Origin of the sequence: Micromonospora sp. S-DT3-3-22 (assembly GCF_015354745.1) — a bacterium.
Taxonomy (GTDB): domain Bacteria; phylum Actinomycetota; class Actinomycetes; order Mycobacteriales; family Micromonosporaceae; genus Micromonospora; species Micromonospora wenchangensis.
Map to the genome: position 1 here is coordinate 1 of NZ_JACGMO010000014.1, position 24,591 is coordinate 24,591.

Sequence of the window (24,591 nt, forward strand, 5' to 3'; positions counted from 1 at the left end):
GCCCCCCGCCGACCGGCCGCCCACCCACCGGCCGCCCCCCGACCGGGCTCCCGCCGACGACCTGCCGGCCGACGGGTCGACCGGCCGGCACGCCGTCGGCGCTCCCGGTGTGACGCAGCCGGGCGGCGCGTCTTCCGGTCCTCACCCGCCGCGGCAGAGCCGTGGCCGATAGTCTCGCGGCATGTCGGAGCACTCAGCGAACCCCTCAACGGCCGCCGCGACCGGTCGTTCCCGTGCGGTCAAGGCCGTGATCCCGGCCGCCGGCCTGGCCACCCGGTTCCTGCCGGCCACGAAGGCGGTGCCCAAGGAGCTGCTGCCGGTGATCGACCGGCCGGTGCTCCAGTACATCGTCGAGGAGGCCGCCCAGGCCGGCATCGGTGACGTGCTGCTGATCACCGGGCGGGGCAAGACGTCGATGGTGGACCACTTCGACCGTCGCCCCGACCTGGAGGCCCGGCTGGAGGCCAAGGGTGACGCGGAGCGGCTGGCCGCGGTGAAGCGCCCCAGCGAGCTGGCCGAGATCTACACCTGCCGGCAGCCGGAGCAGCTCGGCCTGGGCCACGCCGTCGGGTACGCCGAGTCGCACGTCGGCGACCAGCCCTTCGCGGTGCTCCTCGGCGACGAGTTCGTCAAGCCGTCCGAGCCGCTGCTGCCGGCCATGTTGGAACTCCAGGCCCGCACCGGCGGCGTGGTGCTGGCCTTCTTCGAGGTCGACCCGGCCGAGACCAAGCGGTACGGCATCGCCTCCGTCGAGCCGGCCGAGGCCGAGCTGACCGACATCGGCGAGGTCGTCAGGGTCACCGGCATGGTCGAGAAGCCCCGGCCGGAGGACGCCCCGAGCAACCTGGCCGTCCTCGGCCGGTACGTCCTGCCGGGGCGGATCTTCGACGCGATCCGGCGTACCGAGCCGGGCAGCGGTGGCGAGATCCAGCTCACCGACGCGATGGAGCTGCTGCGCAGCGAGGGCGTGCCGGTGCACGCGATCGTCTACCGGGGCACCCGCTACGACACCGGCATGCCGCTGGGCTACCTCCAGACAGTCGTGCAGATCGCCGCCGAGCGGGAGGACCTCGGCGGTGAGTTCCGCGCCTGGCTGACCGAGTTCGTCAACCACGGCGACCAGACCGTCACCGCGGCGATCCTCGACGGGGTACGTGACGCGGCGGGCGGCTCCCGTACATGACCTCGACGGCCGACGCCGAGGCGGCCGCGAACGAGTTGACGCCGCTCGCCGACTACCTGGGCAGCGTGCTGCGCAGGTTGCGCGCGCTGCCTCCGCTCGACCTCGACCTCACCCAGGCGTACGGCAACGTCCTCGCCTCGGACGTCGTCGCCCCGCACTCGTTCCCCGCCTTCGACCAGGCGGCGGTGGACGGGTACGCCGCGCGCTGGGAGGACCTCGTCGGGTACGGCCCGGTCCCCTCGCAGGGGCCGGGCCGTCCGGTACGCCTCAACGTGGTCGGCGACCTGGGCGCGGCGAGTTGGCGTCCGGTCCGGCTCACCCCCGGCTCGTGCTTCTCGGTGGCCGCCGGTGCGCCGATGCCGATCGCCGCCGACGTGGTGGTGCCGGTGGAGTGGACCGATCAGGGCATGGCCGCGGTGGAGATCTTCCGCACCCCCAAGCGCGGGTACGGCGTCCGCCGCGCCGGTGAGGAGTTGCCCGCCGGCACGGTGCTCGCCCGGGCCGGCACGTACGTCGCCCCGGCGCTGGTGGCCGTCTTCGCCGCCACCGGCATCGGGCACGTGGTGGTGCGGCCCAGCCCCCGGGTGGTCATCGTGGCCACCGGTGACGAACTGGTCGACGTGGGCCGGGGCAGCCAGCCCGGTCAGGTGGTGGACGCCAACTCGCACGCGTTGACCGCCGCCGCCGCCGAGGTGGGCGCGTTGGCGTACCGGGTGGGGATCTGCGACGACGACCCGGAGGGGTTGCGCGGCCTGCTGGAGGACCAGACCCTGCGGGCCGATCTGATCATCACCACCGGCGGCACCGGCACCGGCCCCGGCGACATGGTCCGGCGCATCCTCTCCCGCCGGGAGGGCGGCCGGGCCGGTCCGGTGACGTTCACCGATGTGGCGCTGTACCCCGGCACGGCCCTCGGGTTCGGTACCGTCGGCGCCGAGGAGGTGCCGGTGGTGTGTCTTCCCGGTGAGCCCGGTGCGGCGTTGATCGGTTTCGAGGTGCTGGCCCGGCCGGCGATCCAGTTGCTGGCCGGCGCGGAGCCGGTGTTCCGGCCGAGCGTCCGGGCGCACCTGCTGGAGACCATCTCGTCGCCCGGCGGGCTGCGGGAGTTCCGGCCCGCGCACGTGGCCGAGCGGCGCGGCGGGGGCTACACGGTGCAGCCGCTCAGCGGTGGGCCGTACACCCTGTCCGGGCTGGCCGAGGCGAACGGCCTGATGGTGCTGGGCGAGCGGGTGACCACCGCGGCGGCCGGCTCCACCGTGGACGTGCTGCTGCTGGACCGGCGGCGGTGAGCCGGTCCGGGCGTGCCGACGCCCCGGGCGCGGACGGGAGGTCGGCGCGGTGAGCTGGTTCGGGCGGGCACCGGGGTGGCCGGTGGTGCTGATGGACGGTGCGGTGGTGCTGCGGCCGTACCGTCGTTCCGACGCCGGCGCCTGGTCGTCGGTGCGCCAGGCGAACCGGGCCTGGCTGGCACCCTGGGAGTCGCACCTGCCCGGCAGTTGGGACGAGACGAACTCGCCTGCCGCGTTCCGCTACGTGCACGCCGACCAGCGGCGCTCGGCGCGTACCGGTGAGGGGATGCCGTTCGCGGTCTGCCTGCGTGAGGACGGCCAGGAGCGGCTGGTGGGGCACCTGAACGTGGGCAGCATCGTGCGGCGGGCGTTCTGCTCCGGGTACGTCGGCTACTGGGTGGACTCCCGGGTGGCCGGGCGCGGGGTGATCCCCACCGCGATGGCGCTCGCCGTCGACCACGCGTTCGGCCCGGGTGGGCTGCACCGGGTCGAGGTGAACATCCGGCCGGAGAACAAGCCGTCCCGGCGGGTGGTGGAGAAGCTGGGCTTCCGCGAGGAGGCGTACCACGTGCGCTACATGCACATCGACGGGGCCTGGCGGGACCACATCGGATACGCGATGACCAGCGAGGAGGTGGCCGCCGAGGGCGGCCTGCTGGCCCGCTGGCACCGGATGTGTCACGACCTCGGGTGAGCCGTCCCACGCATGGGATGCGGCGCGGCGTGTCGGCATCCCGGTCGGTGGCCCGTAACCTCAAGTAACTGCAAGCTGCGGCAAGCGCTGCCCGGCCGCAGGATCTGCGCCCAGGGCGAGATTTCGGGGAAGATCCTGCTGTCGACCGGCGGTTGCCCCGAATTCGGTGACGGGAGGGGTGAGGGTGCCGACCTCGGTGCTCCTCGCCGTCCTCGCCGCCGCCGGTCTGCTCGCCCTCGCGCCGGCCCTGGTCCGTCGGTACGACGCCACCGAGCGGCTGGTGGCGGAGCGGGCGCAGTCGACGGCGCGGGTGCTCCAGCGCCGCCGGCGGCGTCGTACTGTCCCCGGCCGGCGGCCGGTCAACCAGCCCCGGGCGCTCGTCGTCACCCTGGCCGAGGACGCCGCCACCGGGAACCTCGGTGTCCCCGTCGCCGCGCCGCCGGCCCCCGCCCGCCGCGCCGCCCCGTCCGCCAAACGCCGTTCGGGTCGCCTGCGGGCCGTGCCGCCCGCCGCCCGGCAGGCCCGCCGCCGCCCACCCCGGCACCACACCCCGGCCGTCTACCGGCGGCGTCGGGTGCTCGCCGCGCTGCTGCTGCTCAACTTCGTCGAGCTGGTCGGCGTGATCGTGGTCAGCCCCGGCTTCTGGATCAGCTTCTCGGTCACCGCCGCACTGCTGGTGGTGTACGTCGTACACCTGCGGCGGCGGGCGCTGGCCGAGCGGCGTCGGCGGCGGCTGCGCGCCCGGGAGGCCGCCTGGCTGGCCGCCCGACAGGCCGAGGTACGCCGGGAGCAGGCCCGTCGGGCGGCGGCCCGCCGGGAGGCGCAACGCCGTCTCGCCGCGCAACGCGAGGCGGTACGCCGTACCGCGATGGGCCTGGACCGGCCGTCCGACCTGCCGGCGGCGGCCAGCGGGGGCGGCTCGGTGTCCTACCGCCGCTCCGGCGGCCTGCGTGGCCGCCCCTACCAGTCCGGCCGCGATCCCCGCTGACCCTGGGTCCGCACCCTCCGCCCCGCCTGCCCGCCCGGCTCGGGTCGGTGGCGCTCCTTGATCGACTCATCGGGGCCGAAAGGGTGCCACCGGGGCGGTCGGACACCGCAACCCGGGTGCACCGGGGCGGCGGAGCAGGTGGCCCGCGCGGCGGGAGGGGTGATTCGCCCGGGGGGCGGATGGGCTGTTAGTCTTGGCGCCGGCCCGCCCGGTGAAAGCCGGGTGGGACCGAAGCCGGTTTCACCCGGCGGAGGGGCTGTGGCGCAGTCTGGTAGCGCACCTCGTTCGCATCGAGGGGGTCTGGGGTTCGAATCCCCACAGCTCCACACCGACAAGGCCCCGGCCGGCAACCTGCCGGCCGGGGCCTTGACTATCTCCCACGAGCATCCGGGGCGAGCACGCTCGCCGGATGGGACGGACCACTACGCCTGGGCGGTATGCCGGACGGACGGGTCGCCGCCGGCCAGCAGTTCGGCCGCCGCCGTCCACGCGCTGAGGTCCGCGCCTCTCGCGTCCGGCTGGGTCGGAGCCAGCAGCGGAACGACGAGGCTGCGCCCGTTCCGGACTGCCGGATGACGGCGGGCGGCGGCAGTCAGGCTGCGGTCCGAACTGCCGTCGAGCAGGACGAGGCCGGGACGATGACCCTGCTCGTCGAGCAGCGACTTGAGTGCGGGCCAGAAGAGGACCGGCAGCATGAGCTGATCTGCCCAGAAGGAGGGGTCGGCCGCCTGCGACGGGCTGACCGGCGCGGCCGTCCGGCTGGAGATCAGCGTGGAGTGCGGCGCGTTCAGCCGCAGCGCTCCCAGTTCGCGGCGGAACTGCGCCGCGGTATGCCTCATGACAGGGCTGTGGAAGGCATGACTGGATCGCAGGCGACGGAAGGAAAAATCGGCCGCAAGAAGTGACGACGCCGTTCTCCGCAGGGCCGGCTCGGGGCCGGCCAGTACGCAGTGCCGTGGCCCGTTGACCGCCGCGAGGGCGACACCGGGCTCGAACGGCTCGGGCAGCTCGTCGGGCGCCGCAGCGACCGCCAGCATGCCGCCGCGGCCGTCGGGGTGCAGAGTTCGCGAGCGTGCGGCCAGCAGCCGGACGAGATCCTCGGGTGGGAAGACGCCCGCCAGGCAGGCGGCTGCCAGTTCTCCCGCGCTGTGCCCGAGCAGCACGTCCGGACCACCGGCCAGGCCGCGCACCGCCGTGCCGAGGGCATATCCGACGATGAGCAGCAGCGCCTGGGCGACCCCCACGTCGTCCAGCGCCGGATTCGGGGCGGCGCGCTGCCATTCCACGGCGAGCCTGGCGCCTTCGGAGTCAAGCGACCGGAACAGGCCGTCCGTGCACGCGGTGAATGCCGGGTGCCGACCGTACAACTCGACGCCCATCCCCTCCCGTTGTGCCCCCTGACCGGGCAACAACAGAACTGTTCTGCGATCTGTCATGAGGACTCCCGAGTGATTGTTTCAGCGGTGCCGCCGGGCACTCCCGCGGAGCGGGGCGGTCGGCGGCGGGCCCGGCCTCCGCCCTGCGGCGCGGTGCGAAGGGCCGCGTCCGGGCAACGGTCAGGAGATCGACATGCCGCCATCGATGGACAGCACCTGGCCGGTCATGTAGTCGGCGTCCAGCAGCAGCGTGATGCCCTGGGCCACCTCGTCGGGGGTGGCCATGCGGCTGAACGCGGTCCGGGCCATGAGCGTGGCACGGGACCGCGCCGGGATGTCCTCGGTCATCGCGGTGGCCATCAGGCCCGGTGACAGCGCGTTGACGGTGATCTGGAATCGTCCGCACTCCAGGGCCAGACTCCGGGTCATGCCCAGCACCCCGGCCTTGGCCGCGGAGTACGCTGTCTGGCCCCGGCTGCCGATGAGGCCGGCGGGCGAGACGACGTTGATGATCCGGCCCCAGCGCGCGCGCATCATGTCCGGAAGCACCGCGCGGCAGGTGTGGAACGTGCCGAGCAGATTGACCGCAACGGTGCGGGTCCAGTCGTCGACGGCCTGGGTGGCCATGAAGCCGTCGTGACGGACCGCACCGGCGTTGACGAGCACGCTGATGCCGCCCAGTTCGGCGCGCACCCGGCCGGCCATGTCCTGCGTGACGGCCCAGTCGGCGACGTCCGCCTGTACGACGGTGCTGGGCCCGCTGAGCTCGGCCGCGAGCTTGTGTGCCCGGTCCGCGCCGGTGGTGTAGTGCAGGGCCAGCCGGTAGCCGCGGCGGTCGAGCACGTGCGCCACGGCGGCACCGAGCCCTCCCGAGGCGCCGATTATCAGGGCGACGCGGCCCTCGGTGCCCGGTTCGGCGGCGGGTTGGATGTCGTCGGCCATGTGCCGGTCCTCCTCAGCGTGAGCGGGCTGTCGTGCCCGCCGACCATCCGCAGCCGGTGCCGGCCGCCGCGCCCGGGGTCGGGGCACGGGTGCGGCGGCCGGCACCGCTCACCAGGTGAGCGGCATCTCGGCCGGACCGAACGCCTGGATCGAGTGGTACTTGTACGTCAGCTCCGACTCCGGTACCGCCAGCGCGAGGGTGGGAGCCCGCTCGAACAGCATCGTGATGACGATGTCCATCAGTTCCGGCACCAGGCGGTTCGCCGGGCACTGGTGCGGCCCGTGACCGAACGTCAGGTGCCGGGTCGTCTTCTCCCGCATGAGATCGAGCTTGTTGGGATACGGGCACAACTCCGGATCACGGTTGACGGGCAGGGTCGGCACCACGACGCCGTCGCCGGCCCTGACCAGGGTGTCGCCGATCCGCACGTCCTCCACGGCCAGCCGCATCGGCGTGCCGTCGTTGACCGAGTAGAACCGGAGCATCTCGTCGATCGCCAACCGCAACTTGTTCGGGTCGGCGAGCAGGGTCGCCCGCTCCTGCGGGTGGGTCAGCAGGGTCAGTACGCCCAGCGTGAGCATCGTGGACGTCGAGTTGTGGATGCCCTGGGCGTTGGACAGCATCAGCGGCGCGAGCCTGAACCAGTCGACCTCGCCGTGCTTGTCGAGCTCGCGCTGGATCAGGCGGCTCATCAGATCGTCGCCGAGGTTCTCGGCCTTCTCCTTCAGCACGTCCTCCGCGTGCTGGTTCAGGCGTGCGGCCGACGCCTTCTCCTCCTCCTCGGTGGCGGTCTGCATCAGCAGGTGCCAGACGTTCTCCCGCATCTTGCGCTGCTCGGCCTGGGGGATGCCCAGGAAGATCTCCTGTAGACGCCAGGCGATCGGGTACGCCAGCTCCGTGACCATGTCGACCGGTTTGTCGGTCCGGGCCAGGTACTCGTCGACCTTCTCGCTCACCGCCTCGCGCAGCCGTGGCAACAGCCGGGTGAGTCCTTCCGGCGAGAATTCCTGAATGACCGGCTTCTTCTGCTCCACGTGCTCCGGCCCGTCCAGGTTGATCATGAAGGGCGCGCAGTACTTCAGCTTGTTCAGCGAGTTCGGTGTCATCTTGGGGAAGTCGTCGCTCATCTTGTCCGAGCTGAATCGCGGATCGGACAGGACGAACCGCGCGTAGTCTGGCCGCACCACCATCCAGGCCAGCTTCCCGGTCGGCAGGGTGACCCGGCCGATTCCTCGTTCACGCAGCGTCTCGTACTCGGGCGGGAGTTCGCCCGGGAGCTTTCGCCGGATGGGGTGGGTCGGTAGTTCGGTCATTCTCACACCTCTGCAGCCCAGTAGTAGAAACGAGTGGCCAACGAGTTGCCTGTCGGGTCGTATGGCGGGATGAGCTGCGTGAGGTCGTCGACGAGCTGGAGGAAACGGGGATCCCCCTCCGTCCACACCGCACTGATCACCTTGACGGGATCGGGCTCCGCGAAGTCCTGGATGTGCAGGTAGATGCCACGCCACAGATAGATCTGGCGACGCAGCGTCCCCATGGTCAGGGGAATGTCAGTCGCATCGGACTCGGCGAACAGCCGTGCCACCTCGGCGTTGTGCTCCCGCCGCTGGGTGTTCACGATCACCGCGCTGTACGTCTTTTCGAGATTCTCCAGCTGCTCGGTCGGCCACACGTAGAAGCGCTCGGCCGTCGGCTGATCGATCGGGCCGTCCCAGTCCTCCGTCCCGGCATGGTCGCCGAAGTAGGCCGAGAGGCTCTCGTTCAGCCGGGCGCACTGCGGTTCGGTGGTCGCCACCTGGTACGCCTCGGCGGAGTCCGCGACATCCCAGTCCTGCATGTGTACGTAGATGTCGGAGTAGAAGAAGACCTGCCGCCGGCGTAGCCGGGGAAGCCCGATGGCCGCCTTGCCGTCGAACTCCTGAAGGATCTTGGTAACGGCGGCGACGTCATCACTATCGAATCTACCGACAGTGACAATGTTCGGCATATGCCTCTCCTCGCGGTAGGCGGGCTGAATGTCTTGCCGCGTCACGGACCCTCGCAGGGCTCGTACCGAGGTCGCGCCGAGCTTGCGCCACCGCCTTCGACGCCGAATCGACTTCTGGTCAACTCGACGGGTCCTCGAATCCCGGTCGAGCGGCGACGGACACCGTTGAGCTGATCGATCCGGACCCCTACGACGCTTGTGAGGTGTCTCGCCGTGTCAGACAACCAGCAGGAGATCGACTCTCGCGTGATTGTCGACGTCGCCCGTGAAACGGCATTCGACCTTGTCGCCGATGTCGGACGCTGGCCGCAGTTCCACCCGTCGGCGGTGCACGCGGAAGTGCTCCACAGCAACGACAAGGGCGACCTGATCCAGTACTGGGCGCTGGTCAGCGACTCCGCCGTCCGCACCTGGCGGGCGGTACGCCGAGTCGACCGGCCGGGACACCGCATCACGCTCACGCACCTGGACGCGGAGTCCCCCGCCAGCGGGATCCGCGCCGAATGGGTGTTCACCGAACTGGCACCGCATCGCACCGAGGTCGTGCTGCGCCACCACATCGACGCACAGGCCGAGGCCGATCTCGGCCCGCTCCTGGAGCAGATCACCAAGGACAGTGGTGAACAACTCGACACCCTGCGCGACACGGCGGCGCGGCTCACCGAGTTGGACGAACTGGTCGTGTCCTTCACCGATCCGTTGTTCGTCGCCGGTGCCGTCGAGGACGCGTACGACTATCTCTACCGGGCGGATCTGTGGCCCGAGCGCATCCCGCACGTCGTGGGACTCACCCTCACCGAGGAGGTCCCGGACGTCCAGTTCTTCGACATGGAGACGAAGGGCCCGGACGGCAGCACGCACACCGTCCGCTCGGTGCGGATCTGCCTGCCGCCGAAGCTCATCGTCTACAAGCAGATCTCGCTGCCTGCGATGCTCGACGCGCACACCGGCCACTGGAAGTTCACCGAGGTCCCCGAGGGCGTCATCGCCGAGGCCCGGCACACCAGCACGATCAAACCTTCGGCGCTGTCACTGCTCGGCGCGGGGACGACGATCGGTCACGCGCGCCGGTACCTGCGGCGGCTGCTGAGCGGCAACAGCATGAGCAACCTGACTCTCGCCAAGGCGTTCGCGGAGGGACGCGCCGGCTTCTGAAGCGGTCGCTCGTACGTGTCAACAGACAACCGTGTGTCGGGAGGGCCAATGGCCGAGAAGGTGACCGCCAGAGGCGGAGGAATATGGGCAGCGGCCGATCTGCTGACCCCGATGGCGATCCGGGTGGCCGCGACCCTGCGGCTGGCCGACCACATAGTCGCCGGCCTGCGGACGACCGAGGCGCTCGCCGAGGCGGTGCGAGCCGACCGGGATGTCCTGCGGCGGCTGCTGGACCACCTGTCGGTCGCCGGAGTGCTGTCGAGTACGGCGACCGGTGTCTACGACGTGACCGAGATGGGTCGGTACCTGTGTGACGGGCACCCCGAGGAGATGCGGTCCGTGCTCGATGTCGAGGGGGCCATCGGTCACGCCGAGCTGAGCCTCGTCCACCTGCTGCACACGGTCCGCACCGGCGAGCCCACCTTCCCCCAGCAGTACGGGCAGACGTTCTGGGACGACCTGTCGGTCAACGACGAGCGTGCCGAGTCGTTCGACGCGCAGATGGGCGCCAGGCTGGCGACCCACGCGCCGGCCGTCGCCGCAGGATACGACTGGGGCAGACTTCGTCGTCTCGTTGATGTCGGTGGCGGGGACGGCAGCATGTTGATGACCATCCTGCAGGCCCACCCGGGGCTCAGTGGGACAGTCGTCGATCTGCCCGGAGCCGCGCGTCGGGCCGCCAAGGCGATCGCCGCCGCTGGGCTCGACCATCGGGCCGACGTCGTGGCGGGCAGCTTCTTCGACGAGCTTCCGGCCGGCGCGGACGGCTATCTGCTGTCCAGCATCCTGCACAACTGGAACGACGAGGCGGCTGCCCGGATCGTGCGCCGGTGCGCCGAGGCGGCATCCTCTGCCGGCAGCGTGTTCGTGGTGGACTACTTCACCGGGCAGAACGAGCTGACGGCGGGCGATCTGCGCATGCTCTGCTACTTCGGCGGCAGACAGCACACCCTTGAGCAGTTGGGCGAGCTGGCGGCACCCACGGGCCTGGAGATCATCTCTGTTCTGCCGGCCGGCCGGATGTCGATCGTGGAGCTCCGGGCGGGGTCGTCGAACGCTCATGCCCGGTGACCCGCCCGCCGCGGTCATGCACCGTGCGACACCGGACGGGCTTCGTCAACCCTCGGCGGACGTCGAGTACCGGACCTCGATGCCACCCAGGATGATCGCCAATCCGGTCTCGAACTGTTCGTCGGCCTCGGCGATCTCCGTCGACTCGGTCATCCGGCTCAGATAGGGGAACTGGCCGGTCGCGAGCAGGGACACCAGATACGGCTTCATGCGCATCCGCCACCCGTGACGGTCGACGCCGGACTGGTGGGTGTTCGCCCGATCGGTCAGCTCGGCCTGGACGGTGCCGCTGACCCACGAGTAGATCAGGTTCATCACGTCGGTCGAGTCTTCGATGTTCAGACCGCAGCCGGCGAGAACACCGAGATCACGTTCCATGCCGCGCAGAAAGTTGGGGCCGATGATCGGGCGGGTGGCGAGGAGTGGGGCCAGCCAGGGGTGTCGCAGGAAGGTCTTCCGCCTGCGGCGGGCCAGCACGGTCAGGTCGGCGCGGAGGTCGCCGGTCGGCTCCTGCGGCTCGAAGATGGCCGCCTCGTCGATCATCACCGCCCACAGGTCTTCCCTGGTGGGAAGGTATCGATAGAGGGTCATCGCGCCGGTGCCGAGCTTCTTCGCGATGTTCCGCATCGAGGCGGCTTCCAGGCCTTCGGCATCCGCGATCGAGATCGCCACCATGGCGATCTCCTCACGGCTGTGCGACGGAGCCGGGCCACGCGTCGGTTTCTCCGGTCGCATCCAGACAATGGGTTTGGGGTCCGACACGGCACAAGGGTACGCGTGATCGTCGGCAGCCGCGTCATTGCCAGTTGCGTACGTCGTACCCAGTAGCTACTTTTATCCGCGTACGCCGTACTCGGTAGGGGAGAGGGGCCATGGAGGAAGCGATCATCCACACACAGGACCTCCGCAAGCGGTACGGGGATGTCGAGGCGCTGACCGGGCTCGACCTGGCGATCCCGCCGAACATGGTCTACGGCCTGCTCGGCCCGAACGGCGCCGGCAAGAGCACCTGCGTCCGCATCCTGAGCACACTGACCAGACCCACATCGGGAACGGCCGTGGTCGCGGGATTCGACGTGGCACAGGACCCGGGCAGCGTCCGGAAAGTGATCGGGCTGACCGGTCAGGACACCACGCTCGACGAGAAACTGACCGGCCGGGAGAACCTGCGGATCTTTGGCCGCCTGTCGCGGCTGGGCGTGCGGGGGGCGAGGAAACGCGCGGACGACCTGCTGGAACGATTCGGTCTCGCCGCTGCCGGTGACCGGCTGACCGCCAGTTACTCCGGTGGCATGCGTCGCCGGCTGGACCTGATCGCGAGCCTGTTGCGGGCTCCCGCGGTGCTGTTTCTCGACGAGCCCACCACCGGCCTCGACGTCCGGAGCCGCATGGAGATCTGGCAGACCGTGCGCGAGCTCGTCGTCGACGGCACCACGGTCCTGCTCACCAGCCAGTATCTGGAGGAGGTGGACCAGTTGGCCGCCTCCGTCGGCGTGATCGACCACGGTCACGTGGTGGCCGAAGGCACCCCGGCCGCGCTCAAGTCGCAGATCGGTAGCCACATCGAGGTCGTGGTGCAGTCCGAGGGCCACGTGGCGAATGCCATGGCGGTGCTGGAGCGGCTCACCGGCCGCCGGCCGGAGGCCGACGGATCGCACGTCGTGGTGGCCGCGGTGCATCCGGTGCCGACCCTGCCCCAGATCGTGCGGGAACTCGACAACGCCGGTGCGCTGGTACGCGACGTCGGGGTCCGCGAGCCGAGCCTCGACGACGTGTTCCTCGCCGTGACGGGCAAGCCCGTCAGCCCGGTGCAGCGGGCCGGTGACCTGGAGGCGGTGGCATGACCGTTCTCGCCGACGGCTGGGTGCTGACCCAGCGGAACCTGCTGCGGCTGCGGCACGAGCCCGGAACCCTGATCACCATCATGCTGATGCCGACGGTGTTCGTGCTGCTGTTCGGATTCGTGTTCGGCAGTTCGATCGGCATCACGGGCTCCTCGAACTACCGCGAGTACATGATGCCCGGGCTGTTCGTACTGGGCAGCGGAACCGCGTTGTCCTCGGCGATGGTGGATGTCGCGATGGACCAGGCACGCGGGGCGATGGACCGGCTCCGCTCCCTGCCGACCAACCGGGTGGCCATGCCGCTCGGGCAGAGCGGCGCCGAGGCCTTCATCGGCGCCTACGGCCTGGCGGTCATGATGTTGACCGGGTTGATCGTCGGCTGGAGGGCGCACGACGGCCTCGCGAAGGCGTTGCTCGCCATCGGCCTGCTGCTGCTGTTCCGATACACCCTGGCGTGGGTCGGCACCTATCTGGGACTGGCGATCCGTTCCGCAACGACGGCGGCGGCACTGGCGCCGCTGACGCTGCCGCTCACCATGGTTTCCAACGCGTTCGTACCCACCGCCAGGATGCCGGACTGGCTCCGGCTGATCTGTGAGTGGAACCCGCTCAGCGCACTGGCGACGGCGACCCGGACGTTGTTCGGCAATCCCGTTGCCGTGGATCCGGGTGCCGCGTGGCCACTGCACCATCCGGTCATCGCGAGCCTGCTGTGGGCCGGACTGCTGTTGGCGATCTTTGTGCCGCTCTCGGCGTTCCGTTTCGCCCGAGCGGGCCTGTAGACCAGTCGTCGGGTGCTGCCGACGCACGAAGTTAGCCCCACCAGTGGGATCAACGGACCGGTCCAATCGAAGAAGGGGACGTCATGCGTGTCACTATTGTCGGGGGCGGCACCGTCGGGCTCTGCACCGCGGTCTTTCTCGCCCGCCAGGGGGTCTCGGTCCACGTTCTGGAGCGCCGGGGCGAGGTCAACGACCATCCGAGGGCGTTCGGCCTCACCGACCGGTCGGCGGAGATCCTGCGGGAGGCCGGCTTCGAGCTGAACACGGCGGAATTCGCCCGGGGCCTGATGTCGGGGCCCAGCCTGGCCGCCCTCACCACCGTCACCACCAAGTTCGAGCGACCGGAGATCGGCCCGGCGAAGCTGGGCAGTTGTCCGCAGGACCTGGTCGACCGGGCCGCCGTGACGCTGCTGCGCGACCTGGGCAGCCAGGTGGACTTCGACAGCGAGGTGGTCGCTGTCACGCCGGACGCCGAGGTCACCACCGCGGACGGCCGGGTGATCACGGGAGACTACGTCATCGGCGCCGACGGCATCCGCAGCAAGGTCCGGGAGCTGCTCGGCATCGGCGTCACCGGCCCGGGAGCGATCAGCAAGTCGCACATGCTCAACGTGTTGTTCCGCGCCGACCTGCCTGTCCCGCCACTGTCCATGACGTTCCTGCGCAACGAGCGGGCGTCCGGGATCCTGTACCGGGTCGACGAACACGGCCGGTGGATCTTCCACATCCCCAACGGCGACCCCAAGACCCCCGCCGAGCAGATCCGGCAGCAGATCAGGGATGCGACCGGTGTGCCCGACATCGAGCCGGAGATCATCAGCCAGTTGCCGTGGTCGTCGACGGCGCACGTGGCCGACGTGTTCCGGCAGGGCAGGTACTTCCTCGTCGGGGATGCGGCCCACGCGGTGCCGCCGGTCGGTGGCTTCGGCCTCAACATGGGTATCGCCGACGGCCACAACCTGGCATGGAAGATGGCCGCCGGAGGCGACGCCCTGCTTGACACCTACGAAGCCGAGCGTCGGCCGGTCGCGCTCTTCAGCATGCGGCAGAGCGTGATCCGCTCGGAGAACCACAATCTGCACTGGAACAATGATCCGGCCCTGGCCGCCGAGCGTGCCGCCGTCGGTATGGCGGGGATCATGATCCCCGTGGTCGGCTATCGGTACGACTCCGCCGCGGTGATCGACCCGGAACCGTTGACGGACATGGAGAATCTCGTCCTCGACGGCGCTCCGGGCAGCCGCCTGCCACACATCTGGCTGCCCGACGGCCGGTCCACGGTCGATCTGGTGAACGGCTTCACCCTGCTGACCGGGACGGCGGCCGGCCACTGGCTCGACGCCGCATCGAAGCTGGGCATCACGGCCCACGCGGTCGAGGGGTGGGCCGCAGCCGCCTCCATCAAGGAGGACGGCGCCGTGCTGATCCGGCCCGACGGGTTCGTCGGCTGGCGCACGGTGACCACCCGGGCAGCCGCCTCCAGCGAACAGCAGCTGCGGGAGGCGCGCGACCGGATCCTGTGCCGGCCGGTTCCGAGCGACATCGCCCAGGGAGTCTGACCCCCGCAGCGCTCCCGGCACCTCGGACCCGGCCCGCGGCCGGCACCGGCCCAGCCGGTGCCGGCCGCATGCTGTCCGGCAGCGGGACGACCGCGGGCGACGGTCCCCTGGTTCTAACCGGACACGAACTCCTCTCGAACCGGCGACGCCAAGCTGAGCGCACTACATCGTCTTCCTGGCTGTCCGCGTGCCCCTCCGGCATCGCACGGCGGGCCGGACCGTCGCGGTGACGGACTGAGCAGGAAGCAGAGGGGACAAGTCATGGACTTCGGCGCGGATCCCTATCCCGAGTACGCAAAACTGCGCGCGGACGAGCCGGTCCGGCCTGTTCTGGAGGGCAAGGGCCTGTACGGATTGCTGGTCACCCGGTACGAGGACGTACGGATGCTGCTCGGCGATCCCCGGATGAGCAAGGACCCACGCAACGCGCCACTCGACTGGCAGGAAGCGGGCAGGGGACGTCCGTTGGAGGACCGGACCGGGCTGGGCACCCACCTGCTCACCACCGACGCTCCCGAGCACACGCGACTGCGCCGGTTGGTCTCGACCGCGTTCACCGCTCGCCGCGTCGAGGGTCTGCGGGGCCAGGTGCAGCAGATCGTCGACGGGCTGCTCGACGAGATCGAGCCACGCGGCCGGGTCGACCTGGTCACCGAGTTCGCGTTTCCCATGGCGATCACGGTGATCTGCGCCCTGCTGGGCGTGCCGGTGGCGGACCAGCAGATGTTCCGCCAGTGGACCAAGGATTTCCGCAAGTGGACGAACGACAAGGACACCGCTGCGACCGACGGCGGCAACGCGCGTCCGGTCGGACTGCGCGACCTCCTCGGGTACCTCACCGAGCTCGTCGAGAAGCGCCGCAGTGAGCCGGCCGACGGTCTGGTCGACGCGCTGATCGCCGCCCAGGACGACGGCGACCGGCTGAACGAGACCGAGTTGCTGTCGATGATGTCCCTGTTGCTGATCGGTGGCTTCGAGACGACCGTCAACCTGGTCGGGAACGGCATGCTGGCCCTGCTGCGCAACCCCGACCAGCTGGCGCTGCTGCGGGCGAAGCCGGAACTCGTGGACTCGGCCCTGGAGGAGATGCTCCGGTACGACGGTTCGTTCGAGACGGCGACCTGGCGGTTTCCCCTCGAGCCCATCGAGGTCGCCGGTACCCGCATCGAGAAGGGCTATCCGGTGCTGCTGTCCCTGGCCTCGGCGAACCGGGACCAGGCGAAGTTCGCCGGGGCGGACAACTTCGACGTGGCCCGCTCCGACACCGGGCACGTGGCGTTCGGACGCGGCGCGCACTTCTGCCTCGGCGCCCCGCTGGCCAGGCTGGAAGGCCGGATCGCGTTCGACGCGTTGTTGCGCCGGCTGCCCAACCTCGCCCTGGCCGTACCGCCCGAGCAGTTGCGGTGGCAGCGCAGCCTCACGATCCGGGGACTCGAATCACTGCCCGTGACCTTCGATGCCTGACCTCCGACATCAGGAAAGAGGCTCCCATGCCACATGCTGTGCGCGCGAACGGTGAGCGTACGACGAACCGACGGGTCGCCATCACCGGCATGGGCGTTCGTGCCCCGGGCGGCGGAAACAACAAGGAGTTCTGGCAGCTGATCTCGTCCGGCACGTCGGCCGTCCGTACCATCTCACTGTTCGACCCGTCCGGGTTCCGCTCCCGGATCGCGGGCGAGTGCGACTTCGACCCGGTGGCGGAGGGGTTGTCCGCGAAGGAGATCCGCCGGCTGGACCGCAGTGCGCAACTCGCCGTCGCCGCGACCCGGGAAGCGATCGCGGACGCCGACCTCGACGTCGGGACGATCGACCCGTACCGCACCGGAACCTCGATCGGCAGCGCCATCGGCGGCACGATGAGCCTGGACCGCGAGTACAACGTGATGTCCGACGGTGGCCGCGAGTGGCTTCTCGACCACGGGTACGCGATACCGCACCTGTTCAACTATCTCGTCCCGACCTCGATCGCTGCCGACGTGGCCCGTGAGGCCGGTGCCTGCGGTCCGGTCGCGCTGGTCTCCACGGGATGCACGGCGGGCATCGAGTCGGTGTCCCACGCGGCGCAACTGATCCGGGAGGGCGCGGCCGACGTGATGCTGGCCGGTGGCACGGACGCGCCCATCTCCCCGGTGTGTGTCGCCTCCTTCGATGCGATCAAGGCGACGACCCCGCGCAACGACGATCCCGCCACCGCGTCCCGGCCGTTCGACCGGACCCGCAACGGGTTCGTGCTTGCCGAGGGCTGCGCGATCCTGGTGCTGGAGGAGTGGGAGCACGCCACCGCGCGCGGCGCACACATCTACGCGGAGATCGCCGGCTGGGGTGTGCGGTCGAACGGGTTCCACATGACCGGGCTCCGGCCCGAGGGCACCGAGATGGCCGAGGCCATCGACGTGGCGCTGCGGATGGCCCGTCGCACTCCTGACCAGGTCGACTACGTGAACGCGCATGGCTCCAGCACGAAGCAGAACGACCGGCACGAGACCGACGCGTTCAAACGCAGCCTGGGCGACCACGTGTACCGGACCCCGGTGAGTTCGATCAAGTCGATGATCGGCCACTCGCTGGGCGCCATCGGGTCGGTCGAGATCGCCGTGTGCGCGATGGCCATCGAGACCGGGCTGATCCCGCCGACGGCCAACCTGCACGAGCCGGACCCGGAGCTGGGCCTCGACTACGTCCCGTTGCGAGCACGGCCGGCGGATCTGCGGACGGTGCTGAAGGTGGGCAGCGGGTTCGGCGGCTTCCAGAGCGCGATGGTGCTGACGAAGGCGGACGTCGGTGAGTGAGACGAGCCCGCTGCCGGAGCGCAGCCGCGCGGTGATCACCGGTATCGGCGTGGTCGCGCCGAACGGATTCGACACCGACGAGTACTGGGACGCCCTGCTGCACGGGCGGAGCGGCATCGAACGGGTGACCCGGTTCGATCCGGCGCAGTACCCGGTCCAGCTGGCGGGCGAAGTGGCCGGCTACGACGTGCGCGAGCACATCCCCGGGCGGCTCGTGCCGCAGACCGACCAGGCCACCCGGCTGGCGTTGATCGCGGCGGACGGCGCGATCAGCGACTCGGCCCTCGACCTGGCCGCCGTACGGGCCGACCGGGTCGGCATCGTCACCGGCATCTCCGCCGGTGGCCTCGAATTCAGCCAACGGGAGCTGGCGAAACTGTGGAACCTCGGCAGCGAGCACGTGAGCGCCTATCTCTCGTTCTCCTGGTTCTACGCGGTGAACACGGGACAACTCTCCATCCGGCACCGGATGCTCGGCTCCGGCGGCGTCCTGACCGGGCAGACGGCGGGGTTGGACTCCATCGCCCAGGCCCGCCGGTACGTGGCCGACGGCATGTCCGTCGTGATGTGCGGCGCGGCCGAGAGCACGCTGTGCCCGCTGGGCTGGGTGATCGAGCTGACCACCGGCCGGATGAGCACGGCGGTCGATCCGGCACGGGCCTACCTGCCGTTCGACGCCGCCGCATCGGGCTATCTGCTCGGTGAAGGGGGTGCCATGCTCCTCGTCGAGGAGGCCGGGCACGCCGCTGCCCGGGGTGCCCGGTCCTACGGCGAGATCGCCGGGTACGCCACCACCTTCGACCCTGATCCCGCGTCCGGACGAGAACCAGGACTGCGTCGGGCCATCGAGCTGGCGCTGTCGGACGCCGACATGAGCCCGGCCGACGTCGACGTGGTGTTCGCGGACGCGGCAGGCGTGGCCGACCTCGACCGTGCCGAGGCCGCCGCCGTCACCGGCGTGTTCGGTCCCCGGGCGGTTCCGGTCACCGCGCCCAAGACGATGACCGGCCGGTTGTATTCCGGGAGCCCGGCGCTCGACGTGGCCACCGCGTCGCTGAGCATCCGGCACGGCGTCATCCCACCCACGATCAACGTGACCGAACCGGTCGGGTCCGATCAACTCGACCTAGTGGTCGGGCAGCCGAGGGAGACGACGGTGACCAGTGCCGTGGTGCTGGCCCGAGGCGGGGGCATCAACTCCGTCATGGTGCTGACCGCACCCTGAGGGTGTCCCCTTCCGGATCCGGTCCCGGGTCCGGAAGGGGACGGGCCGCGGTCCGGCCCGCTCTGTCCGACGTCGTCTCGCTCACGGCCGGGCGACGATTTCCACGACCCCGGCGGTCCAGGTGAAGCCGACACCGACGCCGGCCAGCATGCAGGTCTGGCCGGGCTCGAGAACACCTTCGGCGACGAGGTGGGCCAGCCCGGCGAACTGGTCGCCCGCGCCCAGGTGTCCGACCCGCCGGCCCCAGGACCAGGTGGAGCGCTGCGGGTCGATGCCGAACGGCCCGAAGTACTGCGCTCGCATCCGGGTCCGGCCCAGGTTCGGCAGCAGGAACCAGTCGATGTCGCCGAACTTCACGTCCGCCTGCGCGCAGGCCCGGTCGAAGGCATCACGCTGACCCGCCGCGATGCGGTTGAGCAGGCCCTCCACCCCGAACTCGCGCGCCAGCGAGTCGTTGCTCAGGTCGACCGGCGACCGGTCGGCCAGCGGCGCGTCGCTGAACCGGTCCCCCCGGCTACCGTGCTCCAGGCCGCTGTCGGACACCGAGTCGAGCCCGCGGAGCCTGGCGAACCCGGTACGGGTGGACAGCACCACAGCGGTGGCGCCGTCACCGCAGACGGTCCCCGGATCGCTGTGCCACCGGTCGAAGCCGGGCAGGGAGAACCGGTCGGCCGTGGTGATCAGGGCAGCCGTCCGACCACCGGCCCCCAGGTATCCGGCCGCCAGTTGGAGAGCCATCATGCCGCCGTTGGACATCTGGCGTACCTCGACGGCCGGATACGAACCGCCGCCGCAGTGCCGCTGGATGTAGGACGCCGACGGCCACATGTCGTGACCCTGGTGGTACGCGCAGGCGTGCAGCAGCAGTTGGAGATCCTCCGGCCCCACCCCGGCCCGGTGGAGGGCATCCCGCGCGGCCAGCACGGCCATCTCCGGTGCGGACCTGTCCGTCGAGACACAGACCGACTCGATGCCGGTGTTCCACACCCGGGCCCGGTCGGCGAGGCCGGCCAGTTCCGCCTCGTCGAGCGTCATGCGCCCTGGCAGCCACGAACTCGCGGCGGCGATGTAGAGCTCGTCGCTCATCGTCGTCCTCCTCCGGATCGGATCAGTTGCCCGTATCCGACGAGGATCGTCATGGCCGGCCCAGGCTCGATCGAGGCCCAGGCGAAGCCCTGCCGGTCTGCCTGCGGTGTAGACGGTGTCCGTCGGGGCCGAACGTGCCCGCCGTCGATCGGAACTCGACCCGGTGTCTAAGTCCTCCGGCGATGTTGATTGCCACAGCATGAGCCGAAGGGGGCAATGATGGTGGCGTTCACCCAGGCGGACTTGGTCGAGTACTTGCGGCGGGCGGCGGGCGACGACGACGGGCTCGACCTGGACGGCGACATCGCCGAGACCACGCTCGCCGATCTCGGCTACGACTCGATCTCGATCGTCGAGATGACGCTCCTGATCGAGCGTGAGCTCAAGATCAGCCTGCCGGAGGACCGGGCCAACAAGGACACGACGCCCAGGGAGTTCGTCGAGCTGGTCAACGAGTTGCTGCCCGCGTCGATCTAGAGCGCTGCCGGTGCGTCACGACAGCGTCGGGGTGGCCTCCGGGTTCCGCGTCGTGCGTGGGCCGGGCGGTCCGCGCGGCGGGGCCGAAGCCGCGACCCGGCGCGGGCCGTCACGAGCCACCGGGCGCGCCGTAGCCGTGGGCCCGGTCGCGAACGAACCCGTAGGGAGAAGCTATGTACCGCACGGATCACGAGCAACGTTTCGACAACGACTCGGTGGCAGCTCCCGAGCAGCTGAGCCTGCTCGCCGAGATCCTCAACCGGGAGACGTTCTCCATCCTGGGCGAGGTGGTGGGGGTGGGCCACGGATGGCGCTGCTGGGAGGTGGGTGCCGGGGACGGCTCCGTCGCCCGCTGGCTGGCCGCCCGGGTGGGAACATCCGGACACGTGGTCGCCAGTGACCTCAAGCCCCAGCACGTGCCCCGCCATCCACGTATCGAGGCGATCAGTCACGACCTCACCAGGGACCCGTGGCCGGAGCCGAAGTTCGACCTGATCCACGCGCGGTTGGTGCTGATGCACGTCGCCGACAGGGACGCGGTCGCGACGAGGCTGGCCACGCAGCTGCGGCCCGGCGGAGCGCTGGTGCTCACCGACTGGTACTGCGGGTGCGCCACCGAGGGACTCTTCGCGTCACCCGTCGACGAGTACACGGCTCGTATCTTCCAGGCCTATCACGATGCCGTGCACAAGCTCGCCGACCAGACCGGCATGGACTTCGGCTGGGCGGCGCGCACGCCGGAGGTGCTGGCGGCCGCCGGCTACGAGGATGTCACCGTACGGGACTATCGGGCGCCGGGACAGGGCGGGTCGCCGACCGCCCGGCTCGCTCGGCTGCACAGCGACATGCTGGAGCCGTTCCTGTTGAGCCAGACCGCTCTGACGGCTGCCGACCTTGACGTGATCAAGGAGAGGCTGCTGGACCCGGCTTTCGAAATGATCACCAATCACACGTACACCACCGTCGTCCGGGTCCCGAAGTGAGAGCGGGACGGGACCGCCCGGATCGTCGGGACTCCGGGCGGATCTGCCGCTGAACGCCCGAGGCGTCGTACGACGCGACGCGTCATGCACCGCGATCCCGGCGAGCGTCGGCGGCACCCCCGGTGGCGGTCGTCGCTCCGGTGCCGTGTCCGGCGTGCCCGGCGGGGAGTGCGGCCCGGCGAGGCGGACGGCGACCCGCATCCCGCTCTCGACCGAGCCTCAGACGATCACCGATCCGGCCCGTCGCTTGCTCCAGTTGATGGGAGATCAATTCAGACTGATAAATTTAAGATTCCACGGCCAAGTGCTGTGCGGCGGCTTCTGCCTGTTCGCGGGCGGTGGGGGCCGGGATGGCCGGTCACCCCCGTTGCCTGCCGCCTTCTCCTTGTCCTATCCCGCCTTGTCAGGATGGCGGGCTACGTCTTACGGTGTTAATACGTCAGCCGGCATGCGGGGGTTTCAATGTCTCGTCTTGTGATGGCAAGTGGGGAACGTCGCTCAAGCCGGGATCAGGTCATGCGGCCCAACAGCAATTCCCAGCTACGTATAGTTCTGATCTTTGATCATGCGCTGTTGCGGGAGCTGGTGCGTGAGGCGCTCGAGGGTGAGCCGGATATAGCGGTGGTCGAGGACACCGCCAGCTGCCCCTCCGGCATCATGACCTGCAAGGTCGAGCAGCCTGACGTCGTGCTGCTGGACGTGCCCAGCAGGTTGGTGGCCGAGGCCGTGCGTGGCATCCGTTCGGCCTCGCCGGCCACCAGGATCCTGCTGGTCAGCCGGCGCGACGATCCCGTGCTCGTGCGCCAGATGCTCGACAGCGGTGTCCGCGGCTTCCTGACCGAGTCGGTGAGCCGGCGCGACCTGGTGGCCAGCATCCGTACGGTCTGCGCCGACGACATCCGGGTCGTGCTGCACGTGTCCGCGGGTGCGCTGACCTCCATAGCCTCGGCGCCGAGCTGCACGAAGGCGCTCACCAAGCGGGAGCTGGAGATCCTCTCCCTGGTGAGCATGGCCATGAGCAACCGGCAGATCTCCCGGCAGCTCGCCATCGCCGAGGGCACGGTGAAGCGCCACCTCGGGATCATCTTCACGAAGCTGGAGGCGCGTTCCCGGCTCGAAGCGGTCAACAAGGCAGTCTCCATCGGGCTCATCGCCGGTGCCGCATAAGCCCCGACCGGCCATGCGGCGCCGGCCCGGGCAATGCCCGAGGTCGCGTACATTAAATTCTCGCTAGTAGCGCATTAGTGGCTGCCAAGAGTCCCGGAAAGGCGGGGCGTCATCGGGTTGTAGCCCTTTGCGGGCGCTGGTCTAATTGCGGTGAGGGGAACATTCGTCTCCTTGTTCCGGGGTGATTTCCGGAAATAGCTGGGCCACACCAACGGAGGTTCACAGACTGTGGTAAGCCTGAATGGCAAGACTGCCCTCGTGACCGGCGCTCGGACCGGCATCGGCTTCGGCATCGCCACCGCGCTGGTCGAGCGGGGCGCGAATGTGGTCATCACCTCACGGAGTGAGGACAAGCTGCGTACGGCGGCCGCCGAGCTGGGCGACGACAGAGCCCTCGGCATCGCGGGCGACGCCCACGATCCCGAGCATCAGCGGGCCGCGGTGGCGGCGGCGATCGAGCGGTTCGGGTCGCTCGACCTCCTGGTGAACAACGTCGGCGGAACGGAGCGGGACGGTCGTCGTCTGGTCGACACCGACGTGGCGGCCTACCGGCGCACCATCGACCTCAACCTGACGACCGCGCTGACCTGGGTGCAGGCGGCCTGGCACGGCTGGCTCGGTGAGCACGGCGGCGCCATCGTCAACATCTCGTCGATCGCCAGCAAGCTCGCCGTTCCCGACGGCACCTCGTACGGGACGGCCAAGGCCGCGGTCAACCACTTCACCCGGCAGATGGCAAACGAACTCGCGCCCGGGGTGCGGGTGAACTGTGTCGAGGCCGGCACCGTGCTCACCGATTTCACCAGGCCGAACGTCGAGGGTCGCGAGGAGAAGGTGGTCGGCTCGGTCCCGCTGAAGCGCATCGGCAAGCCCGCTGACGTCGGTGCCGCCGTGGCCTTCCTGCTCTCCGACGACGCGTCCTGGGTCACCGGGCACACCCTGGTCGTCGACGGCGGCCGGCTGCTCCACAACAGGTAGTACGGGCGCACCTCCCCGTACCCGTAGCAGGGCGTCGGCGCCGGATCGACGACCGCCTCCCCGGCGGTCGGCGGTCCGGCGCTGACGTCCCCCACGCGGCTCACCGGCTGACCGGCTCCGCCCAGGCCCGCTCCAACGCCTCACCGTCCGACCAGGAGTCGCGTCCGGCAAGGATCTCCTGATGCAGCTGTTGCAACACGTCCGACGGTTCGAGGCCGAGTTCGGTCGACAACGTCTTGCGGAGATGCTGGTACGCGACAAGTGACTCGTTGCGTCGGCCACTCGAAGCCAGCGCCTTGATCAGCTGAGCGTGGTACCACTCGTTGAACGGGTTGGTGACCAGGATGGCCTTCAGCTCGCCGACGAGTTCCCGGTGCCGGCCCAGCATCGCGTCGGCCTGGATCCGCAGTTCGACGGTGTGCGTCCGCTGTTCCATGAGATGGACGATGTGCGCCTGGATCGACGGTCCGGGCTTCACGTCGGCGAGCGCGGGTCCCGACCAGAGGGCGAGCGCCTGCCGTAACAACCGCCCCGCCGTGGCCGGGTCGCCGGCGGCGAGCGCGGTGCGCCCCTCCGCGGACAGCCGGAGGAACGCCTCCAGGTCGAGCTGGTCCGGCGCCACCCGGAGGATGTAGCCGGCGCCGGACGTGGCGAGCAGCTGCTCGGGCGTGTCGTCTGGAACTCCGGGTTGGAACTGACGCCGCAGTTGATAGATGTACGTCTGCGCGGTGGGGACGGCGCTCTTGGGCGGCTTGTCACCCCACAGCTCGTCGATGATGGCGTCGAGCATGACGATGCTGTTCGCGCGCAGGAGTAGTTGCGCCAGCACGCGTCGCACCATCGGCGCGGTCGGCGTGCAGTCGCCCCGCTCGTTGGTGGCGGTGAGTCGGCCGAGTACCTGAAATCGCATCACGGACAAACGCCTCCACATGACAATTGGCGGAACGGCCTCGAACCAGACTCTGCCGACCCCCGTGAGCGTCGAGCAATGCTTCGACGCGAAGGTCCCATG

At 70.0% G+C, this 24,591-nt stretch carries 23 protein-coding genes and 1 tRNA gene; 17 read left to right on the forward strand and 7 right to left on the reverse strand.

From position 1 onward, the window contains the following. Positions 1-181 precede the first annotated feature (181 nt). The 5 genes from H1A17_RS06115 (at position 182) to H1A17_RS06135 (ending at position 4,480) form a co-directional block, all read left to right on the forward strand. The gene (locus H1A17_RS06115) at positions 182-1,183 is read left to right on the forward strand and encodes a UTP--glucose-1-phosphate uridylyltransferase (protein WP_145917776.1); all 1,002 of its coding nucleotides are present in this window, start codon (positions 182-184) and stop codon (positions 1,181-1,183) included. Next, a complete protein-coding gene (gene glp, locus H1A17_RS06120) occupies positions 1,180-2,472 on the forward strand; it encodes a gephyrin-like molybdotransferase Glp (protein WP_088647610.1) in 1,293 nt (430 codons plus the stop codon). Before H1A17_RS06115 ends, glp begins: the two co-directional genes overlap by 4 nt. A 91-nt stretch (positions 2,473-2,563) precedes the next feature. Then, positions 2,564-3,166, forward strand: a complete 603-nt coding sequence (locus H1A17_RS06125; RefSeq protein ID WP_194821363.1) for a GNAT family N-acetyltransferase — start codon at positions 2,564-2,566, stop codon at positions 3,164-3,166. 178 nt (positions 3,167-3,344) lie between these two features. Further along, positions 3,345-4,154, forward strand: a complete 810-nt coding sequence (locus tag H1A17_RS06130) for a hypothetical protein (protein WP_194821342.1) — start codon at positions 3,345-3,347, stop codon at positions 4,152-4,154. A 252-nt stretch (positions 4,155-4,406) separates the two neighbouring features. After that, positions 4,407-4,480 (forward strand) — tRNA-Ala (locus tag H1A17_RS06135). Positions 4,481-4,576: 96 nt separating this feature from the next. Here H1A17_RS06135 and H1A17_RS06140 read toward each other — a convergent pair. From H1A17_RS06140 to H1A17_RS06155, 4 genes are all read right to left on the reverse strand, one after another. Next, complete coding sequence (locus H1A17_RS06140; RefSeq protein WP_145917777.1) at positions 4,577-5,590, reverse strand: acyltransferase domain-containing protein; 1,014 nt, start codon at positions 5,588-5,590, stop codon at positions 4,577-4,579. Positions 5,591-5,710: 120 nt separating this feature from the next. Further along, on the reverse strand, positions 5,711-6,472 hold the full coding sequence (locus tag H1A17_RS06145; RefSeq protein ID WP_194821343.1) for an SDR family NAD(P)-dependent oxidoreductase: 762 nt from the start codon (positions 6,470-6,472) through the stop codon (positions 5,711-5,713). Between the two features lie 108 nt (positions 6,473-6,580). Next, the gene (locus H1A17_RS06150; RefSeq protein WP_194821344.1) at positions 6,581-7,786 is read right to left on the reverse strand and encodes a cytochrome P450; all 1,206 of its coding nucleotides are present in this window, start codon (positions 7,784-7,786) and stop codon (positions 6,581-6,583) included. Between the two features lie 2 nt (positions 7,787-7,788). Continuing rightward, entirely contained in the window at positions 7,789-8,460 is a 672-nt protein-coding gene (locus H1A17_RS06155) for a TcmI family type II polyketide cyclase (protein WP_145917780.1), read from the reverse strand. Positions 8,461-8,673: 213 nt separating this feature from the next. Here H1A17_RS06155 and H1A17_RS06160 point away from each other — a divergent pair, with 213 nt between their 5' ends. Together H1A17_RS06160 and H1A17_RS06165 are read left to right on the forward strand one after the other, a co-directional pair. Continuing rightward, complete coding sequence (locus H1A17_RS06160) at positions 8,674-9,615, forward strand: aromatase/cyclase (RefSeq protein ID WP_145917781.1); 942 nt, start codon at positions 8,674-8,676, stop codon at positions 9,613-9,615. A 48-nt stretch (positions 9,616-9,663) separates the two neighbouring features. Beyond that, positions 9,664-10,686, forward strand: a complete 1,023-nt coding sequence (locus H1A17_RS06165) for a methyltransferase (RefSeq protein WP_168222378.1) — start codon at positions 9,664-9,666, stop codon at positions 10,684-10,686. Between the two features lie 45 nt (positions 10,687-10,731). Here H1A17_RS06165 and H1A17_RS06170 read toward each other — a convergent pair whose 3' ends face one another. Then, on the reverse strand, positions 10,732-11,448 hold the full coding sequence (locus H1A17_RS06170; protein WP_205789379.1) for a TetR/AcrR family transcriptional regulator: 717 nt from the start codon (positions 11,446-11,448) through the stop codon (positions 10,732-10,734). A 110-nt stretch (positions 11,449-11,558) separates the two neighbouring features. Here H1A17_RS06170 and H1A17_RS06175 point away from each other — a divergent pair, with 110 nt between their 5' ends. The 6 genes from H1A17_RS06175 to H1A17_RS06200 all read left to right on the forward strand — a co-directional run bounded on the left by H1A17_RS06175 (position 11,559) and on the right by H1A17_RS06200 (position 18,888). Then, complete coding sequence (locus H1A17_RS06175; RefSeq protein ID WP_194821345.1) at positions 11,559-12,530, forward strand: ATP-binding cassette domain-containing protein; 972 nt, start codon at positions 11,559-11,561, stop codon at positions 12,528-12,530. Further along, a complete protein-coding gene (locus tag H1A17_RS06180) occupies positions 12,527-13,312 on the forward strand; it encodes an ABC transporter permease (RefSeq protein ID WP_145917783.1) in 786 nt (261 codons plus the stop codon). The genes H1A17_RS06175 and H1A17_RS06180 overlap by 4 nt, the downstream gene beginning before the upstream one ends. 83 nt (positions 13,313-13,395) lie before the next feature. After that, a complete protein-coding gene (locus H1A17_RS06185; protein WP_194821346.1) occupies positions 13,396-14,871 on the forward strand; it encodes an FAD-dependent oxidoreductase in 1,476 nt (491 codons plus the stop codon). A gap of 261 nt (positions 14,872-15,132) precedes the next feature. Continuing rightward, positions 15,133-16,335 (forward strand): cytochrome P450, encoded by a 1,203-nt coding sequence (locus tag H1A17_RS06190; protein ID WP_145917785.1) that lies wholly within the window; start codon positions 15,133-15,135, stop codon positions 16,333-16,335. A gap of 26 nt (positions 16,336-16,361) precedes the next feature. Beyond that, positions 16,362-17,663 (forward strand): beta-ketoacyl synthase, encoded by a 1,302-nt coding sequence (locus H1A17_RS06195; protein ID WP_145917786.1) that lies wholly within the window; start codon positions 16,362-16,364, stop codon positions 17,661-17,663. Then, a complete protein-coding gene (locus H1A17_RS06200) occupies positions 17,656-18,888 on the forward strand; it encodes a ketosynthase chain-length factor (RefSeq protein WP_309236712.1) in 1,233 nt (410 codons plus the stop codon). Before H1A17_RS06195 ends, H1A17_RS06200 begins: the two co-directional genes overlap by 8 nt. 81 nt (positions 18,889-18,969) lie before the next feature. Here H1A17_RS06200 and H1A17_RS06205 read toward each other — a convergent pair whose 3' ends face one another. Continuing rightward, the gene (locus tag H1A17_RS06205; RefSeq protein WP_145917787.1) at positions 18,970-19,974 is read right to left on the reverse strand and encodes a ketoacyl-ACP synthase III family protein; all 1,005 of its coding nucleotides are present in this window, start codon (positions 19,972-19,974) and stop codon (positions 18,970-18,972) included. Positions 19,975-20,217: 243 nt separating this feature from the next. Between H1A17_RS06205 and H1A17_RS06210 the strand changes: the two genes are divergently transcribed. The 4 genes from H1A17_RS06210 to H1A17_RS06225 all read left to right on the forward strand — a co-directional run bounded on the left by H1A17_RS06210 (position 20,218) and on the right by H1A17_RS06225 (position 23,579). Then, a complete protein-coding gene (locus H1A17_RS06210) occupies positions 20,218-20,451 on the forward strand; it encodes an acyl carrier protein (RefSeq protein ID WP_205789381.1) in 234 nt (77 codons plus the stop codon). 173 nt (positions 20,452-20,624) lie between these two features. Next, entirely contained in the window at positions 20,625-21,434 is an 810-nt protein-coding gene (locus H1A17_RS06215; RefSeq protein WP_145917788.1) for a class I SAM-dependent methyltransferase, read from the forward strand. 516 nt (positions 21,435-21,950) lie between these two features. Beyond that, positions 21,951-22,601, forward strand: coding sequence for a response regulator transcription factor (locus H1A17_RS06220; protein ID WP_145917789.1), 651 nt, complete (start codon positions 21,951-21,953; stop codon positions 22,599-22,601). A gap of 228 nt (positions 22,602-22,829) precedes the next feature. Then, positions 22,830-23,579 carry an SDR family oxidoreductase gene (locus H1A17_RS06225; RefSeq protein WP_145917790.1) on the forward strand — a complete coding sequence of 250 codons (750 nt, stop codon included), beginning with the start codon at positions 22,830-22,832 and terminating at the stop codon, positions 23,577-23,579. A gap of 100 nt (positions 23,580-23,679) precedes the next feature. Here H1A17_RS06225 and H1A17_RS06230 read toward each other — a convergent pair whose 3' ends face one another. Then, on the reverse strand, positions 23,680-24,489 hold the full coding sequence (locus H1A17_RS06230) for an AfsR/SARP family transcriptional regulator (protein ID WP_228543011.1): 810 nt from the start codon (positions 24,487-24,489) through the stop codon (positions 23,680-23,682). Positions 24,490-24,591 lie beyond the last annotated feature (102 nt).